Source organism: Amycolatopsis alkalitolerans (assembly GCF_006152065.1).
GTDB lineage: Bacteria > Actinomycetota > Actinomycetes > Mycobacteriales > Pseudonocardiaceae > Amycolatopsis_E > Amycolatopsis_E alkalitolerans.
In genome coordinates, this window is the sequence record NZ_VDFW01000006.1 from 199,336 (window position 1) to 214,262 (window position 14,927).

Annotated in this window: 19 protein-coding genes; 10 read left to right on the top strand and 9 right to left on the bottom strand. The window is 69.0% G+C overall.

Going from position 1 to position 14,927, the window contains the following annotated elements; translation table 11 throughout:
- Positions 1-29 precede the first annotated feature (29 nt).
- Positions 30-1,559: a hypothetical protein gene (locus tag FG385_RS10040; protein WP_139096362.1), complete on the top strand. Its 1,530-nt coding sequence runs from the start codon at positions 30-32 to the stop codon at positions 1,557-1,559.
- Between the two features lie 3 nt (positions 1,560-1,562).
- Here FG385_RS10040 and FG385_RS34335 read toward each other — a convergent pair whose 3' ends face one another.
- From FG385_RS34335 to FG385_RS10050, 3 genes are all read right to left on the bottom strand, one after another.
- Positions 1,563-1,715: a hypothetical protein gene (locus FG385_RS34335; protein WP_200834384.1), complete on the bottom strand. Its 153-nt coding sequence runs from the start codon at positions 1,713-1,715 to the stop codon at positions 1,563-1,565.
- A 130-nt stretch (positions 1,716-1,845) separates the two neighbouring features.
- Entirely contained in the window at positions 1,846-2,778 is a 933-nt protein-coding gene (coaA, locus tag FG385_RS10045; RefSeq protein WP_139096363.1) for a type I pantothenate kinase, read from the bottom strand.
- 97 nt (positions 2,779-2,875) lie between these two features.
- Entirely contained in the window at positions 2,876-3,493 is a 618-nt protein-coding gene (locus FG385_RS10050; RefSeq protein WP_139096364.1) for a macro domain-containing protein, read from the bottom strand.
- Positions 3,494-3,610: 117 nt separating this feature from the next.
- On the opposite strand from FG385_RS10050, the gene pheA reads away from it, so the two are divergent.
- The 3 genes from pheA (at position 3,611) to FG385_RS10065 (ending at position 5,894) form a co-directional block, all read left to right on the top strand.
- Positions 3,611-4,522 carry a prephenate dehydratase gene (gene pheA, locus FG385_RS10055; protein WP_139096365.1) on the top strand — a complete coding sequence of 304 codons (912 nt, stop codon included), beginning with the start codon at positions 3,611-3,613 and terminating at the stop codon, positions 4,520-4,522.
- Entirely contained in the window at positions 4,519-5,127 is a 609-nt protein-coding gene (locus FG385_RS10060; RefSeq protein WP_139096366.1) for a histidine phosphatase family protein, read from the top strand. Before pheA ends, FG385_RS10060 begins: the two co-directional genes overlap by 4 nt.
- A 119-nt stretch (positions 5,128-5,246) precedes the next feature.
- Entirely contained in the window at positions 5,247-5,894 is a 648-nt protein-coding gene (locus tag FG385_RS10065; protein WP_139096367.1) for a DUF4232 domain-containing protein, read from the top strand.
- Between the two features lie 3 nt (positions 5,895-5,897).
- Here FG385_RS10065 and FG385_RS10070 read toward each other — a convergent pair whose 3' ends face one another.
- From FG385_RS10070 to FG385_RS10080, 3 genes are read right to left on the bottom strand one after another with little or no spacing between them, the layout of a single operon-like run.
- Complete coding sequence (locus FG385_RS10070) at positions 5,898-6,311, bottom strand: hypothetical protein (protein WP_139096368.1); 414 nt, start codon at positions 6,309-6,311, stop codon at positions 5,898-5,900.
- A 51-nt stretch (positions 6,312-6,362) separates the two neighbouring features.
- A complete protein-coding gene (locus FG385_RS10075; RefSeq protein WP_139096369.1) occupies positions 6,363-6,713 on the bottom strand; it encodes a metallopeptidase family protein in 351 nt (116 codons plus the stop codon).
- 4 nt (positions 6,714-6,717) lie between these two features.
- Positions 6,718-7,668 carry a septum formation family protein gene (locus FG385_RS10080; protein WP_235022485.1) on the bottom strand — a complete coding sequence of 317 codons (951 nt, stop codon included), beginning with the start codon at positions 7,666-7,668 and terminating at the stop codon, positions 6,718-6,720.
- A gap of 62 nt (positions 7,669-7,730) precedes the next feature.
- Between FG385_RS10080 and FG385_RS10085 the strand changes: the two genes are divergently transcribed.
- Genes FG385_RS10085 through FG385_RS10100 form a run of 4 tightly spaced genes read left to right on the top strand, consistent with a single transcriptional unit; the run spans position 7,731 to position 10,889 of the window.
- Entirely contained in the window at positions 7,731-8,318 is a 588-nt protein-coding gene (locus tag FG385_RS10085; protein WP_139096370.1) for a hypothetical protein, read from the top strand.
- Position 8,319: 1 nt separating this feature from the next.
- Entirely contained in the window at positions 8,320-9,486 is a 1,167-nt protein-coding gene (locus tag FG385_RS10090) for a glutathionylspermidine synthase family protein (RefSeq protein WP_139096371.1), read from the top strand.
- A 40-nt stretch (positions 9,487-9,526) separates the two neighbouring features.
- Complete coding sequence (locus FG385_RS10095; RefSeq protein ID WP_139096372.1) at positions 9,527-9,973, top strand: DUF350 domain-containing protein; 447 nt, start codon at positions 9,527-9,529, stop codon at positions 9,971-9,973.
- Positions 9,974-9,983: 10 nt separating this feature from the next.
- Complete coding sequence (locus tag FG385_RS10100) at positions 9,984-10,889, top strand: haloalkane dehalogenase (protein WP_200834385.1); 906 nt, start codon at positions 9,984-9,986, stop codon at positions 10,887-10,889.
- Positions 10,890-10,925: 36 nt separating this feature from the next.
- Here the strand turns inward: FG385_RS10100 and FG385_RS10105 are convergent, their stop codons facing one another.
- On the bottom strand, positions 10,926-12,152 hold the full coding sequence (locus FG385_RS10105) for an HNH endonuclease signature motif containing protein (protein WP_139096374.1): 1,227 nt from the start codon (positions 12,150-12,152) through the stop codon (positions 10,926-10,928).
- A gap of 144 nt (positions 12,153-12,296) precedes the next feature.
- Positions 12,297-12,752, bottom strand: a complete 456-nt coding sequence (locus tag FG385_RS10110; RefSeq protein WP_139096375.1) for a MarR family winged helix-turn-helix transcriptional regulator — start codon at positions 12,750-12,752, stop codon at positions 12,297-12,299.
- A 68-nt stretch (positions 12,753-12,820) separates the two neighbouring features.
- Between FG385_RS10110 and FG385_RS10115 the strand changes: the two genes are divergently transcribed.
- The gene (locus FG385_RS10115) at positions 12,821-13,207 is read left to right on the top strand and encodes a tautomerase family protein (RefSeq protein ID WP_139096376.1); all 387 of its coding nucleotides are present in this window, start codon (positions 12,821-12,823) and stop codon (positions 13,205-13,207) included.
- A gap of 42 nt (positions 13,208-13,249) precedes the next feature.
- Positions 13,250-13,552 carry a DUF6191 domain-containing protein gene (locus FG385_RS10120; RefSeq protein ID WP_139096377.1) on the top strand — a complete coding sequence of 101 codons (303 nt, stop codon included), beginning with the start codon at positions 13,250-13,252 and terminating at the stop codon, positions 13,550-13,552.
- 42 nt (positions 13,553-13,594) lie between these two features.
- Here the strand turns inward: FG385_RS10120 and serS are convergent, their stop codons facing one another.
- Positions 13,595-14,884: a serine--tRNA ligase gene (gene serS, locus FG385_RS10125; protein ID WP_139096378.1), complete on the bottom strand. Its 1,290-nt coding sequence runs from the start codon at positions 14,882-14,884 to the stop codon at positions 13,595-13,597.
- Positions 14,885-14,927 lie beyond the last annotated feature (43 nt).

Sequence of the window (14,927 nt, forward strand, 5' to 3'; positions counted from 1 at the left end):
GCATTCGACCCGGTGCGAATATGTGACGCATGACCGAGCTGCCCCAGCAGGAATCGAGCGAAGACGCCGAGAGCGCGAGCGAGCTGCTCGAGGAGGTCCTGCGTGAGTTCGCCGAGCTGGACTCGTCTGCTGAGCCGCTGCGGGTGGAGCTCGTCGCATCCGAAATCCTGGGCGAATGGTGGGAGGCCGGCGACGATCTGGCCGCCGAGCTCATCGAGTCTGCCCCCGCCGCCCCCGAGCCCGGGCGGCTCGTCGCGCCGCTGGCCGCGTTGCGCTCGCTCGCCACCGCCGAGGGCCAGCGGGAAGCCGCCGGTCTCGCGCTGGAGAAGCTCGGCCTCGGCGAGCCCGCCTGGGCCGGTGCGCTCAACCAGGTCACCGTTGCCGAGTGCTGGCGCACCGCCGACGTCTACGGCGACGAAAGCTCGGTGCTGTGCGTCTTCGGCGCCGGTGAAGCAGCGCACGGGCTGCTCGTTTCGATCGGCTACGCGGCGTTCGGCGGCTGGGCCGACGAAGCCGTGATCGTCGAATCGCCCGCCGAGGTCGTCGCCGAAATGCAGAGTCAGGCCGCGGAGAGCGGCGACCTCGTCATCTGCGAGCGGATCAGCCCTGGCCGGGCGCACCAGCTGCTCGCCGACGCGTTCGTCGGGACCGAACTGCAGAACGAGCCCGAGGTCAGCGACGATTACGTGCGATTCCGCGCGCTCGCGCTGGCGCGCATCCGAGCCCTTCCTGAGCCAGAGCCGGCCGACCCGCCCCAGCTGCTCTCCACCGAGGACGAGGCCGAGGCGATCGACGAGTTCTTCCGCGCGTCCGCCGACGTCGAGGACACCGAGGCCGCCCGCGTCTGCGTGCTGCGGCTCATCGAGTTCGGCGTCGAGCACGATCCGCGCCGCCCGCTGCGAGTCGGCCCGGACAAGCTCGCGGCCTTCGTCGATTTCGTCGACGACGGCGTCATCGAGCTGACCGACGAACAGGACGAAACGCTCGAAAAGGTGCTGCCCGCCTGGGCTCGCTGGGGCGCCTTCCGCGCTGGCCTGCCCTCCGACGCCGTGGAGCCGCTGGTGGAAGCGGTCGAGGACCGGCTATACGAGCGTGCGCTCGAAACGGAGTCCACAATAGACTCCTATCTCGACGGCTTCGAGGAGCTGGACGAGCACGCGGCCGTGGCGCTGCTCGAACGGCGCCAGTTCGCGGTCCCCTCGGTCTACACGGAGATCGCCGGCGAAGAGGTCGAACTCGACCCTTCGGACCCGGAACAGCGCAGGCTGCTGGTCATCGGCGAGCACCCCGACTTCCAGGAGGCGCTCGCCGAGGACGAGCTGGACGAGGAGTCGTTCCTGCGGGTCACGGCCCATACGACGGTCGTGGACCAGCTGTGGGAGGACGAGCCCGCCGAGGTCTGGCAGGCCGCCCAGCGGTTGCGCGGGCGGGGGCTCGAACGCACCGAAGTGCTCGACGAACTGGCCACGGTGCTCGAAGAACGGCTGGAAACCGGTGAGGGCGACGCTCTCGAATTCGATCTTGACGAGTACCTTCGCGCCCTCGCTGAACTGGGCTGACGGTCAGGAGCCGGGGGTGCCTTCCGGCGCCGGCACCTTCTGGCGGCGGTCGGCGAGCGCGTCGTCGACGTCCACGACGAACGCGCCGGCGGCCATCGCCAGCAGCACCACGATGCCCAGCATCGCCCCGATCCAGGTGAAGATGATCGCGACCATCTGCGGGCCTCCTCCCTGCTCAACGTGCATTTCCTGCTGAGTCCAGGGTGCGGTTCGCCACATGCGCGCGGTATCGGCCAACCGGTTACTGACCGAGTGACAACATCAGCCGTTCGGCCGAGCCCGGCGCCTACAGCTTGCGCAGACGCACACGGTTGATGCTGTGGTCTGCATCCTTACGGAGGACAAGGGTCGCCCGCGGGCGGGTCGGGCGGATGTTCTCGATGAGGTTCGGCTCGTTGATGGTGCGCCACAGGTGGCGGGCCTCCGCGCGGGCCTCGTCGTCGGGCAGGCTCGCGAAATGGTGGAAATGCGAGGCCGGGTCCGCGAAGGCGGTATGGCGCAGCTTGAGGAACCGTTCGACGTACCAGTGCTCGATGTCCTCGGTATGCGCGTCCACGTAGATGGAGAAGTCGAACAGGTCCGAGACCATCAGCCGCGGGCCGGGCTGGAGCACGTTGAGGCCCTCGATGATGAGGATGTCCGGCTGCCGCACGAGCTGCTCCTCGCCCGGCATGATGTCGTAGGCCAGGTGTGAGTAGACGGGTGCGCTGACCTCTTCGGCGCCGGACTTCACTTCCGCCACGAACCGCAGCAGCGCGCGCCGGTCGTAGCTCTCCGGGAAACCCTTGCGGTGCATGATGCCGCGGCGGGTCAGTTCCGCGGCCGGGTAGAGGAAGCCGTCCGTGGTGACGAGATCGACGCGTGGATGGTCGGGCCAGCGGGCGAGCAGGGTGCGCAGCAGGCGCGCGGTCGTCGACTTGCCGACCGCGACGCTGCCGGCGATGCCGATCACGAACGGCACCTTCGTGCCCCGGCAGTCCTCACCGAGGAAGGTCGTGGTCGCTTCGTAGAGCCGCTGCCGGGCCGCGACCTGCAGGTTGATCAGCCGGGACAGCGGCAGGTAGACCTCGGCGACCTCGTTCAGATCGACCTGCTCGCCGAGCCCGCGCAGTCGCAGCAGCTCCTCGGCGGTCAGCGGCAGGGGAGTGCTGCGCCGCAGGTCCCGCCATTGTTCCCGGTGTAGTTCGACGTAGGGGCTGAGTTCACGAACCCGCGACATTCCCACACTCCTTGCCCGTCGGTGGGCCGGCGTCGACGACTGCGTAACGCTCTTCTTACGGTAGGTGGTACCGCCGCGAAACGGGCTGTGAGCGTGGCTACATACGCGGGCCGAACACCTCGGCCCACGCCGCCGCGACCTGGCGCGCACAGGCGGCGGGGCTGACGCCGCCGACACCGGTGCCGAGCCCTGGCATCGCGATCGTGTCGACCGCCGTGCGCACGTCGACCCCGTGCTCGAGCCTGCCGTCGCGCCATTGCAGGAACACCCCGCGCGCGGCGAGGTACGGGTGCACGGTGTCCTCGGGCAGGTGCTCACCCGGCTCGCGCATCGTCGGGGAGCTGATCAGCCACGCCGGTGCCGGTTCCCCGGTCGGCACGATGACCGACTCGCCGATCGGCAGCTCACCGCCGTGGTAGGCGAGGATCGCGCTCCGCACGTGCTGTTCGACCCCGGGAAACGCCCGCGCGTAGATCGCGTCGATCCCGCCGCGCATCCAGCCGTAGGAGTTGGCCGGGCTCACCACGGCCTCGGCCGACACGTCGAGGACGGAGCCGTGATGGACGCGTATGGAGCCTTCGATCCCGTCCACGACCGACTGCCAGGCGCGGACGAGGGGCTCGTCGAGGGCGCAGAGGACCAGAGACGGGGTACGAAGTGAGACCTGATCGTCGGTGCCCTTATGGGTGGCGTGCGTGCCCGAATCAGCGGTCACGGGTACACCATGCCAAAAAAAGCCACCCGGCGTAACCATGCGATCTCCGTGACGCCTGAAGAGACCAGCGTTCCGGTGGGTGCGTAACCGCTCTCGGAGTGCCCGTAACCTGGGTGGGTGGCACGGATCGCATACTTCGGACCCGAGGGAACCTTCACCGAACAGGCCGCCCGGTCGCTCGCGGCCGGCGAGGACGAGCTCATCCCGTTCGAGACGATCCCGCTCGCGCTCGCGGCGGTGCGCAAGGGCGAAACCGAGGCCGTCTGCGTGCCGGTGGAGAACTCGGTCGAAGGCGTGGTACCGGCCACTCTCGACGGGCTCGCCGAGTCCGAACCGCTGATCGCCTTCGCCGAGGCGCTGCTCCCGGTGCACTTCAGCGTGCTGACCCGCCCCGGCACGAAGGAGATCGGCACGATCGCGAGCCATCCGCACGCGCTCGCGCAGGTGCGGCTCTGGGTGGAGGCGAACCTGCCCGGGGCGCGCCCGGTCGCGACCTCGTCGACCGCGGCGGCCGCGGTGGCGGTGCGCGCCGGCGAGTTCGACGCGGCGGTGACCGCGCCGGTCGCGGTCCAGCACTACCCGCTCGAGGTCCTCGCCACCGAGGTCGCCGACGTGCGGGACGCGCGCACCCGCTTCCTCCTCGTCCGCAGGCCGCAACATCCGCTGCCGGAACCCACCGGCGCCGACCGCACGTCGGTCGTCGCGGCCGCCGCCAACCGCACCGGCGCGCTCGCCGAGTTGCTGACCGAACTGGCCGGCCGTGGGATCAACCTGACCAGGCTCGACGCCCGTCCCGCGCGGAGCTACGGCGAGTACCGGTTCTTCATCGACTTCGAAGGGCATGTGTCCGAGCCCCGGATCGGGGACGCGCTCGCCGCTTTGCGCCGCCGGTGCCGGAATGTCCGGTTTCTCGGTTCGCATCCGCGTGCGGACGGAGTGCGCGCGACCATCGAGCCGTCGGCTGGCAACGAGGATTTCACCGAAGCCGCGGACTGGGTCGCCGCCGTGCGCAGGGGGGAGCAGGCGTGAAGCTGTACCTGATCCGGCATGCGCAAAGCACCGCGAACGTGCGGAAGATCCTGGACACCGCGCTGCCCGGACCGCCGCTCACGGACCTCGGGCACCAGCAGGCGCAAGCGCTTGCGCGCCAGTTGTCCGGCGAGCCCATCACGGCCGTGTACGCGTCGCGCGCGGTCCGCGCGCAACAGACCGCGACGCCGCTCGCCGCCGCGCTGATGCACGAGGTCCAGGTGATCGACGGGGTGCACGAGGTGAACGTCGGCGAACTCGAGGGCCGTGGTGACGTCGAGGCGCTCCGGGCCTACGCCGGCACGGTCCACCCGTGGACGCGGGGCGACCTCGGCGTCGCGATGCCCGGCGGTGAGAGCGGCGAGCAGGTGCGCTCCCGCTACCTGGGCGCGGTCGCCGACCTGCGTGTCAAGCACGACGCTGATCCGGCGATCGCGCTCTTCAGCCACGGCGGGGCGATCCGGCTCGCGGCGGAGTGGCTTTCCGACAATGTGCGGCCCGAGCTGGCGGATCAGGGGCTCATCCCGAACACCGGGATCGTCGAACTCGAGTCCTTGACCGGCGGTGGCTGGCGCTGCCTGACCTGGGTCGGCGCCGAGATGTGACGGTGGTGGTTCACCGTTTCCGGGGTTATTCGGTAACAGATTGGCATGGACCACTCAACCCGCGGTGTGCGCGGTGCGTCCTCCGGGTAGTGCTTCGAACGCACGCAGGGAGGGAAGACATGGTGCGAGTGAGGATCTCTCAGGTGGGGTTGGCCGCGAGCGCGGCCGCTGTGGCCTTCGCCGTCTCGGCCTGTGGCGGCGGGACGAACAACGCCCAGCCGCCGGGCGGCACGACGTCCGCGACCACACCGCCGTCCAGCAGCAGTCCGGCGCCGAGTTCGACGTCGAGCGCGGCCCCGAGCAGTTCGCCCGCGGCCGGCCCTGGTGGGAACGGGCTGTGCAAATCCGGGGACCTCAAGCTGTCGTTCGGCCAGGGGAACGGGGCGGCCGGCACGGTCTACCGGCCGCTGATCTTCACCAACGTCAGCGACCATCCATGCACCATCCAGGGGTTCCCCGGTGTTTCCTACGTCGGCGGCTCGGACGGGCACCAGATCGGCCAGGCGGCGTTCCGGGTCGGGACGAAGGGCGCGGCGATCACCCTGAACAAGGGCGACACGGCCTCGACGGCGATCGGGTTCGTCAACGTGCAGAACTACGACCCGGTGACCTGCCAGCCGCAGCCGGTGCGCGGGCTGCGCGTCTACCCGCCGCAGGAGACGGCGTCGATGTTCATCGAGCAGGCAGGCACGGCGTGCGCGAACCAGAACATCCCCGGTAACCAGCTCACGGTGAAGACCCTCGTCAAGGGCAGCAACGCCCAGTAGCCCTCACAGGCCGCCGCACAACTGCCGGGCCAGCGCGAGGTGCCCGCGCCCGGCGGGGTCGGCGAAGTTGAGGCTGATCACCATGCGGCTGACCCCGTCCAGGTGCCTGGCGAGGTCGCCGTAGGCGGGGTTCCGCGCGGCCGCGGCGGCGGATAGATCGCGCGCGGCGGTGATGTGCTGGACCGTCTCGGGAGGGAGCGCGGCCTGGCCGGCATAGCCTTCCGGGAGCGGGCCCGCGCGGTCAAGGGCGCCACAGGCGGCACGGGCGTCCTCGGTCGCGCCGCTGCCGCTGGAGGCGCCGAGCCACAGCAGTCCCATGACCAGCATCCCGAGCACGAACCCGGCGACGGCGGCGAACACGAGCGGGCGCCGGGAGAGCAGCGGCTCTGCCGGCGCCACGTCGTCGTCGATCGCCATGCGCTATTCCAGCACTCGGTAGGGTGAGGAACCAGCATTGCGGCCAGTCTGTTATCCCCAGCCGAGTTCGTGCAGCCGCGCGTCGTCGATGCCGAAATGGTGCGCGATCTCGTGCACCACGGTGATCAGCACCTCCTCGACCACCTGCTCCTCGGTGGCGCAGAGGGCCAGGATCGGCGCACGGTAGATCGAGATCCGGTCGGGGAGCACGCCGCCGTAGCTCGACGTCCGTTCGGTCAGGGCGATGCCGTGGTAGAGCCCGAGAATCCCGGGCGTCTCCTCGTTGTGGTCCTCGACCAGCACGACGACGTTGTCCATCGCCTCGGCGAATTCGGCGGGCACGGCGTCGAGCGCGTCGCCGACTAGTTCTTCGAACCGTGCGGCGGACATCTCCACCGGCATCGGCTCACCCGCCGCCCGGCGGTGCGGCCGGCGACTGCGGCGGTGGTGCGTCCTGCGCCTGCTGCTTGATACTGCCGGTCACCGGCGCGAGCCCGGTGTTGTCCGCGAGCTTCGCCCCGACCTTGCAGTTGACCAGCGTCGACCCGGCGTCCCAGCTTTCCTGCTCGCGCAGGTCCCAGGTCAGGATCAGCTTCTGCGCGTCGAGGTCGACCCCGCCGGCATAGCTCTGCAGGTCGTTGTTGCACTCGGCGTCCAGCCACGCCGCCTGATCCTTCTGCGTCGGGTAGCCGGCCTTGAAGTGGTCTTTCAGGTCGATCGTCGCGACGATCTCGTAGGCGTGCGGCTGGGCACAGTCGATCGGGTTGCCGACCGTCTTGTCCTGCAGGGCCAGGCAGGTTCCCGGCTGCCACACCAGCGACTGCGACTGGCCGGCCACCTTCCCGGTCACCGGCTGCAGCGCACCGCCGGGCGCGGCCCACTGCAGGACACAGCGCATGTCGCGGTCGCCGCCGCTCCACTCGTCGGCCCCCGGGCGCAGCGCGCTCACCGTGAACTTGCCGTACGGGTCGAGTTCCTCGCCGAGGTAGCTCTCCGTCCCCTTGGTGCAGCGCGCCATCGCCAGGTCGCGCCAGTCGCTGACGGTCGGGGCGGGGGCGCCGGGCGGGTACTTGTCGGCGACGCTCACCACGCCGGCCACCTCGTACAGGTGCGGCTGCGCGCACGGCACGACGTGGATGTCCGACGCGTCGGGTTGCAGCCAGTTCAGGCAACTGCCCGGGGCCGAGTGGAAGGCCGCGTTGGCTGCCGGTGCCTCCTCGACCTTGCCACCCCCGGCCAGCCCGGCACCCCACGAGAAGGTGACGCTCAGTGCGAGGGCGACGATCGCGCCGAGGAACACACCCACCATGACGAGCCGGGTGCGCATCGTGTCCGTTGCCAAGCCGTGTCCGAGCATCGCGTCAATAATGCCCGCGTCTTGCTCACACGACGACCCTCGGGTCACTAGTGTGTGCTTCGATGACCGAAGAAAATCCGCCGGAAGAGCCGCAGCCGCCCAAACCGGGGTCCATGCGCTTCCAGGACGCCGACTCGACGAAGCCGCGGGAACCGACGCTCGCGGAGCAGCGGGCGCGGCGTAAAGCGCTGGCCGAGGAACAGGAGCGCGAGGCGGCCGAGGCGGAGGCCGAACAGCGGGCCGCGACCCGGCGCAAGGTGATGATCGGCAGCGGGGTCACCGTCGGCCTCGTCGGCGTGGTCGCCGCGTGGTACCTCGTCGGCACGCCGAACACCGTCAACGCGGTCTGCACGGATGCGAACGGGGTCGTGCAGAACGACGAGTACTGCGACGACGCGTACATCGCCAGCCACGGTGGGCATTACGACACCGTGAGCGGGCTGTGGATCATCCCGTACGGCGTCGGCGCGGGCCAGTACCGGTACAACTACGGCGGTACCGGCGCGATCGGCACGCGCGTCTCGGGCGGTTCGTTCACCAAGCCGTCCGGCAACACGACGGTCAAGACCAGCGCGGGCAAGACCGTGCAGCGCGGCGGGTTCGGGATCAGCGGCAAGAGCGGCGGCATCGGGAAGTCCGGGGGTTCGTAAGGTGCGAAGGGCAACCAGTGCCCGGCGGCGGGACTGGCAGCGCATCGTCGAGGAACAGGGCCTGGTGTTCGGTACCCCCGCGCGCTACGGCACCGGTCAGGCAAGGCCGTACTGGGACGAGTCGGTGCACTACGTGCTCGAGATGGACGAGGTCCTTTCCCTCGAAGCCGACGTCGAGTTGCTGCATTCGATGTGCCTCGAGGCGGTCGACAACGTCGTGCTGACCGAGCGGTACGCGCAGTTCGGCATCCCGGAATGGATCTGGCCACATATCGCCGAGTCGTGGAAACGCCGCGATCCGCACGTCTACGGCCGCTTCGACCTGCGCTATGACGGCAGTGGCCCGGCGAAACTGCTGGAGTACAACGCCGACACACCGACTTCGCTGCTCGAGGCATCGGTGCTGCAGTGGCACTGGAAGACCGAGGTCTTCCCCGAAGACGACCAGTGGAACTCGGTGCACGAGAAACTCGTCGAGCGCTGGCAGGAGATCCGCGGCCAGTTGCCCGACACCGAGGTGTACTTCACCTGGTCCAGCGCCGATCCGACGGGCGAGGACCACATCACGACCTCGTACCTGCAGGAGACGGCGGCCGAGGCGGGGCTCGACACCGTCGGGCTCGCGATCGAGGAGATCGGCTGGGATCCGCTGCTCAAGCGGTTCGTCGACCTCGAAGAGGCGCCGATGAACACCGTGGTGAAGCTCTACCCGTGGGAATGGGTGGTGGACGAGGAGTTCGGCCGTCACGCCGTCGAGTCGCTGCCGCGCACCCTGTGGGTCGAGCCGCTGTGGAAGATGCTGCTGTCGAACAAGACGCTGCTGGCGATCCTGTGGGAGAACTATCCCGGGCATCCCAACCTGCTGCCCGCCTTCGTCGACGACCCCGGCCTGCTCACCGAGTACGTGCGCAAGCCGAAGCTGGGCCGGGAAGGGGCGAATGTGTCGATCGTCGCGCCCGGCTACGAGACCGAGACGCCCGGTGTCTACGGCGAGGAAGGCTATGTCTACCAGGCCTTCGATCCGCTGCCCGAGTTCGACGGGTTCCGGCCGGCGCTCGGCGCGTGGATCGTCGGGGACTCGTCGGCGGGCCTCGGCATCCGCGAGACCGCCGGCCTGGTGACCGACGACGGGGCCGCGTTCGTCCCGCACCGCATCCCGGAATCGTGATAGACACCCCTCGACAGCACAAACCAGACCGGGAGACTCCATGAACCTCGCGCTCGCCGACACGTTCGGCTCGGACCTCGTCAAAGGGATCGGCGCGATCCTGCTGTACGGGGTCGTCGGGCTGCTGCTGATGCTCGTCGGCTTTTACGCGATCGACTGGACCACTCCAGGCAAGCTGTCCGCGCTCGTGCGCCGGGGCCTGCCGAACGCGGTGATCGTCACCGCCTCCGGGATGCTGTCGATGGCGTTCATCGTCGTCGTTGCGATCTTCAACTCGGCCAGCGACCTGACCGAGGGTCTGATCACCTCCCTCGTCTACGGGCTGCTGGGGATCATCGTGCAGGTCCTGGCGGTGCGGATGCTGGAATGGGTCACACGGATCAACGTCGGCTCGACCATCGAGAGCGAAGCATTCGCCCCGGCCAGCGTCGTCGTCGCGGCCGCGCATCTCGCGCTGGGGCTCGTGGTGGCGGTCGGCATCTCCTAGGGTGGGGGGCGTGCGCCTACTCAGGACACCCGAAGACCGGTTCACCGACCTGCCCGACTTCGATTTCCCGGCGCTGTACGCCGACATCGAGAATCCGAGAGACGGCATCGTCAGAGTCGCCTACACCGAGGCGGGCCCACCGGACGGGCCGGTGGTGCTGCTACTGCACGGCGAACCGAGCTGGTCGTTCCTCTACCGCACGATGCTGCCCGTGCTCGCCGATGCCGGGTTGCGCGCGATCGCCCCGGATCTGGTCGGGTTCGGACGGTCGGACAAGCCCGCCGACGTGGCCGACCACACCTATGCCAGGCATGTCGAGTGGATGCGCGCGTTCGCGTTCGACGCGCTGGATCTGCGCGAGGTCACGCTCGTCGGGCAGGACTGGGGCGGGCTGATCGGGCTCCGGCTGGTGGGCGAGCATCCGGACCGCTTCGCGCGGGTTGTCGCGGCGAACACCGGACTGCCCACGGGCGACCAGGACATGCCGAAGGTCTGGCACTCTTTCCGCGAAGCGGTGCAGAAGGCCCCGGTGCTCGACATCGGCCGGTTCGTCCAATCCGGATGCAAGACGAAACTGTCCGAAGAGGTCCGCGCCGCCTACGACGCGCCGTTCCCGAACGAGATGTACAAGGCAGGCCCGCGTGCGATGCCGGGGCTGGTGCCGATCACGCCGGACGATCCGGCGAGCGAAGCCAATCGCGCGGCCTGGGGCGTGCTGTCCACTCTGGACATCCCGTTCCTGTGCGCCTTCTCCGACGGTGACCCGATCACCGGCGGGATGGCCCCGATCCTGCGGCGCGCAATGAAGGGCGCCGCTGGTCTGCACCATCCCACGGTGGCCCACGCGGGCCACTTCCTCCAGGAGGACGCCGGCGAGGAGTTGGGCCGGATCGTGGCGGAGTTCGTCCAGGCTTAACCCTCAAACAAGCGAGGTTTTTGCCTACTGAAGACACTAGGTGCGCGCGGCGTGAAGGGTGTTGTGGCGTGGGGCGCGGTTGGGGTCTACATACGAGGGTGGGATGAACCACGGTTTGCCGTGCACCATGCGGATCTGCCAGTCGGTGTGGTGGATGGTGCGGTGGTGTCGGCGGCAGAGCAGGGTGAGATTCGATAGGGCGGTGGCACCGCCTCGGGACCATTCGAGGACGTGGTGGGCGTCGGTCCACTTGGCCTTCTTGCCGCACCCCGGGAAGGTGCAGCCTTTGTCTCGGCGGGTCAGGGCGCGGCGGATGCTGCGGGGCACGATGCGGGTGGCGCGCCCGACATCGAGGGTTTCGCCGTGCGATCCGAGGACGACGGGCACGATTCGCGCATCGCACGCCATGCGGCGGATCTGGGCGACCGAGACGTTCCAGTAGCCGTCCATCAACCCATGTCCGACACCGGCTTTGAGGTCGTCGACTGTGACGCTGACCATGAGCGTGACGGGTTCCCCGGCTTCGCTGGGGCCATCGCCGCTCCCGGCGGCCAGGCGCAGGATCTCGACGAACGCGTCCCCACGCCGTTCGCTCGCGCTGCGGGGGTCGGGGCCGTCCGGGGTCGGGGCGGGTTCGGTCAGCGGGGACAGTAGGTTGGTCAGTAGCGCACCGGCTTCTGTGTCCAGGTCGAACGAACCCGAGACACCATCAGATGTTTCGCGGAAGTCCACCTGATTCCGGGGGCGCTCCAGGTCCTTGTCGCGCGGCGAGTCGCCGTCCGGATCCAGGCGGTGGCGGATCTCGGTGCCGAGTCGTTTCACCAGGTAAGGCTCGCTGGAAACGGCGGCCTCGCAAAGAATCTTCTCGGCCATCACCCGGTCTTCGGCCGAGGCTGATGCGGGGAGGTTCTCGGCGGCTTTGCGGATGACTTCGACGTGTTCGGGCCCGATCACCCCGTCAGTCAGGGCGTCAGCGACCATCGGGAGCGGGGGCGAGAGCCGTGCGCCCGAGGGCGACACCGATCCGGTCAACGCCCGGGCATGGGCGACCATTCGGCGCGCCTCGAGCGGAGCGAGGTTGAATATATCCCGCAACAATGCACCCACGGCGATGTGACCGCCGCGGTCCATCGCGATCCCGCGAGCGTCGATTTCCGCGACCAGGCGCAGCTCCTCGAAATACGCGCGGCGGCGCTCGATCTCCTTCTCCCGCACGGCATCCAACAGCTCCGTGTCGCTCAGGGAGGAGAGGTTGCTGGTCATGAAAACAGCCTAGCACGATATCGAACACGTGTATTAACACTTTCGAGTTGCCCGCCTGGTCCGGGGACTGGGCTATTCGGGTGGTGTCGACCTTGCGTGTCGCTTCGCGACTGTCCACATAGGAACGTTCCGTCGACTCTGCGCCTAGCCGTCGTCCGGAGTGAACGCGGCTTCGTAGGCGAGCAGGGTGTCGACGAACATCCGTTGCTGCGCCGGCGTCAGCGGTTCGAGCGCGTGCCGCCACGCCTGTGCCCCCGGCGAGAGCCACTGCGAGATGGCCGGGCGGCTTTCGGTACTGATGTCGATGATGCGGCGGCGGCGGTCGTCCTCGTCCTCGCGCCGGACCAGTACGCCCTTGCGGCTCAGGTCGCTCACGAGCAGGCTCACCGTGGTCGGCGCCACGCTCAGCCGGTCGGCCAGTTGTGACACCGTCTGCGGACCGTCGTGAAGCAGCAGGGTCAGCAGCGAGAGATGCCGCGGGGCGAGGTCGAACGACCGGAGTTGTTCGGGCAGCGGCAGGCGTTTCGCCCGGCCGACCAGTCGTGGCATCAGCAGCAGCAACTCCCGGACGGCGTCGTCCGTGGACCCGGGCGTTGACATGCGCCGGTCGCCTCCATTACCTTTGTTTGCAAAGCTTATTTGCGATCAAACTCATTTTAGGGGTTGTCATGCCGCATCTGACCGTACGTGCGCTCGAAGACGATCTCGCCGGCCGGGAGGTCGAGTTGATCGGGGCGCTGACCGACGCGGTCGTCGAGGTCTACGGGGACTGGGCACGGGAGATCGCGGTCGTGCAGCTGATCGGCCTGCCTGCCAACCGGTGGGGCATCGGCGGCAAGCCGGCCGAATCGCCTTCGCCGAGCGTCACGTTCGGGATCAACGAGGCGGCCTTCAGCAGGCCCGACGCGCAGGACATCGTGGCCCGGCTGATCGCCGGTGTCACCGACGCGATCGTCGCGGTGTTCGGCGAACGCGTCCGCTCGGGGGTGACGGTCGAGTTGGTCGGAACGCCGATGGAGCGCACCGGCGTCGGCGGGGTGATGGCGACGCCGTAGGCGCGGCGGCAACTTTTCCGGCAGGCCAGGCGTTGACCGGCCATGGGAGTCGTCTGGGCGCTTTCGATACCCGGCCTGGTGGTCGGTCTGTTCGTGCTCGCGTTGCTGGAATCCGCCGGCGCGCGGTTGAACTGGCTCCCGTGGCGCCGCCGGAGCACCAGGTCGGCGGCGGGGCTGGCCAACGAGGAGCTGTTTTCCTTCCTGTACGGCACGAAACGCGTGGAACTCGAGCAGCGCGACATCGAGCTGGTACTGCCCCAGCGAGAGGAGGACGGCGCCCCGCCGCGCTCGTCGGTCGATCTCGAAGCCGGTGTCGCCTTTCTCGAACCGCCGCACCGGGCCTAGCCGAGTGCGGGATCAACGGGCTCTGTCAACGCAACCACCCCGTCAGCTCGTCGTACCGTCCGCGTTGATCATCGCGAAACCGGTGTACGGCACCAGCGCCTCGGGGATCCGGATCGAGCCGTCGGCCTGCTGGCACTGCTCGACCAGCGCGACGAGCGTCCGGCCGACCGGCAGCCCGGAGGCGTTCAACGCGGCCACCGCGCCGCGTTTGCCGTCCTTGCCCTTCGCGCGGATCCCGGCCCGGCGGGTCTGGAACACGCCGGTGTCCGACGCGCTCGAGATCTCGCGGTAGGTCTGCTGGCTGGGCAGCCACACCTCGATGTCGAAGGTGATCTGCGCGGAGAACCCGACGTCCCCGGCCGGCAGCTTGATCACGCGGTACGCGAGGCCGAGCTTCTGGAGCGTCTCCTCGGCGTGCGTGAGGATCTCGTCCAGCGCCTCGCGTGACTTGGCCGCATCGACGAGCTGGACCAGCTCCACCTTCGAGAACTCGTGTTGCCGGATCAGGCCGCGGGTGTCGCGGCCGTAGGACCCGGCCTCCGAGCGAAAGCACGGCGTGTACGCCGTGTAGCGCAGCGGCAGGTCCTCGAGGTTGAGCATTTCGCCCGCGTGCAGGTTGACCAGCGGCACCTCGGCGGTCGGGATGAGGAACAGCTCCCGGTCCGCCACGCTCGTGCGGAACAGGTCCTCCTCGAACTTCGGCAGCTGGCCGGTCCCGGTCATCGTCTGCCGGGTCACGAGCGCGGGCAGCGAGAACTCCGTGTAGCCCTGCTCCTGCGTGTGCACATCGAGGAAGAACGTGGCGAGCGCCCGCTCGAGCCGCGCGCCCGGGCCCTTGAACACGGCGAACCGCGGGCCGGAAAGCTTCGTCGCGCGCTGAAGATCCAGGAAGCCCGCGCGCTCACCGAGATCGACGTGGTCGAGCGGCTCGAAGTCGAACTCGGGAATCGTGCCCCAGCGGCGCACCTCTTCGGCGAAGTCCTCGGTGGCACCGTCGGGTAGCTCGTCGAGCGGGAGGTTCGGCACCGCCAGCAGGAAATCGTTCAGCTCGGCCTCGACCGAACGCTGCTCCTCTTCCAGTTCACCGATGCGGACCTTCAGCAGCCGCGCCTGTTCCCGCAGTTCGGTGATGTCCTCGCCGCGGCGCGCGGCGGCCTGCACCTCGGCGGCCGACTTCTTCGACTGCGCGCGCGCCTGGTCGCCCTCGCTGATGACCTCGGACCGCCTGCTCACCAGCTTGCCGAGGCGGTCGGTGTCGAGCACGTACCCGCGGCGGCGCAGCTTGGCGGCGGCGTCCGTCTCGGGGTCGAGCAGCAGGCGAGGGTCGTGCATCGGTACTCCAGGTACGAGCCGGGATTTTGCTGCACCCAGGGTA

Excerpts from the sequence above, each read along its gene's own strand:
- FG385_RS10040 (WP_139096362.1), top strand. The coding sequence starts at position 30 with ATGACCGAGCTGCCCCAGCAGGAATCGAGCGAAGACGCCGAGAGCGCG.
- FG385_RS34335 (WP_200834384.1), bottom strand. The coding sequence starts at position 1,715 with ATGGTCGCGATCATCTTCACCTGGATCGGGGCGATGCTGGGCATCGTG.
- coaA (WP_139096363.1), bottom strand. The coding sequence starts at position 2,778 with ATGTCGCGGGTTCGTGAACTCAGCCCCTACGTCGAACTACACCGGGAA.
- FG385_RS10065 (WP_139096367.1), top strand. The coding sequence starts at position 5,247 with ATGGTGCGAGTGAGGATCTCTCAGGTGGGGTTGGCCGCGAGCGCGGCC.
- FG385_RS10070 (WP_139096368.1), bottom strand. The coding sequence starts at position 6,311 with ATGGCGATCGACGACGACGTGGCGCCGGCAGAGCCGCTGCTCTCCCGG.
- FG385_RS10075 (WP_139096369.1), bottom strand. The coding sequence starts at position 6,713 with ATGCCGGTGGAGATGTCCGCCGCACGGTTCGAAGAACTAGTCGGCGAC.
- FG385_RS10080 (WP_235022485.1), bottom strand. The coding sequence starts at position 7,668 with ATGCTCGGACACGGCTTGGCAACGGACACGATGCGCACCCGGCTCGTC.
- FG385_RS10085 (WP_139096370.1), top strand. The coding sequence starts at position 7,731 with ATGACCGAAGAAAATCCGCCGGAAGAGCCGCAGCCGCCCAAACCGGGG.
- FG385_RS10095 (WP_139096372.1), top strand. The coding sequence starts at position 9,527 with ATGAACCTCGCGCTCGCCGACACGTTCGGCTCGGACCTCGTCAAAGGG.
- FG385_RS10105 (WP_139096374.1), bottom strand. The coding sequence starts at position 12,152 with ATGACCAGCAACCTCTCCTCCCTGAGCGACACGGAGCTGTTGGATGCC.
- FG385_RS10110 (WP_139096375.1), bottom strand. The coding sequence starts at position 12,752 with ATGTCAACGCCCGGGTCCACGGACGACGCCGTCCGGGAGTTGCTGCTG.
- FG385_RS10115 (WP_139096376.1), top strand. The coding sequence starts at position 12,821 with ATGCCGCATCTGACCGTACGTGCGCTCGAAGACGATCTCGCCGGCCGG.
- FG385_RS10120 (WP_139096377.1), top strand. The coding sequence starts at position 13,250 with ATGGGAGTCGTCTGGGCGCTTTCGATACCCGGCCTGGTGGTCGGTCTG.
- serS (WP_139096378.1), bottom strand. The coding sequence starts at position 14,884 with ATGCACGACCCTCGCCTGCTGCTCGACCCCGAGACGGACGCCGCCGCC.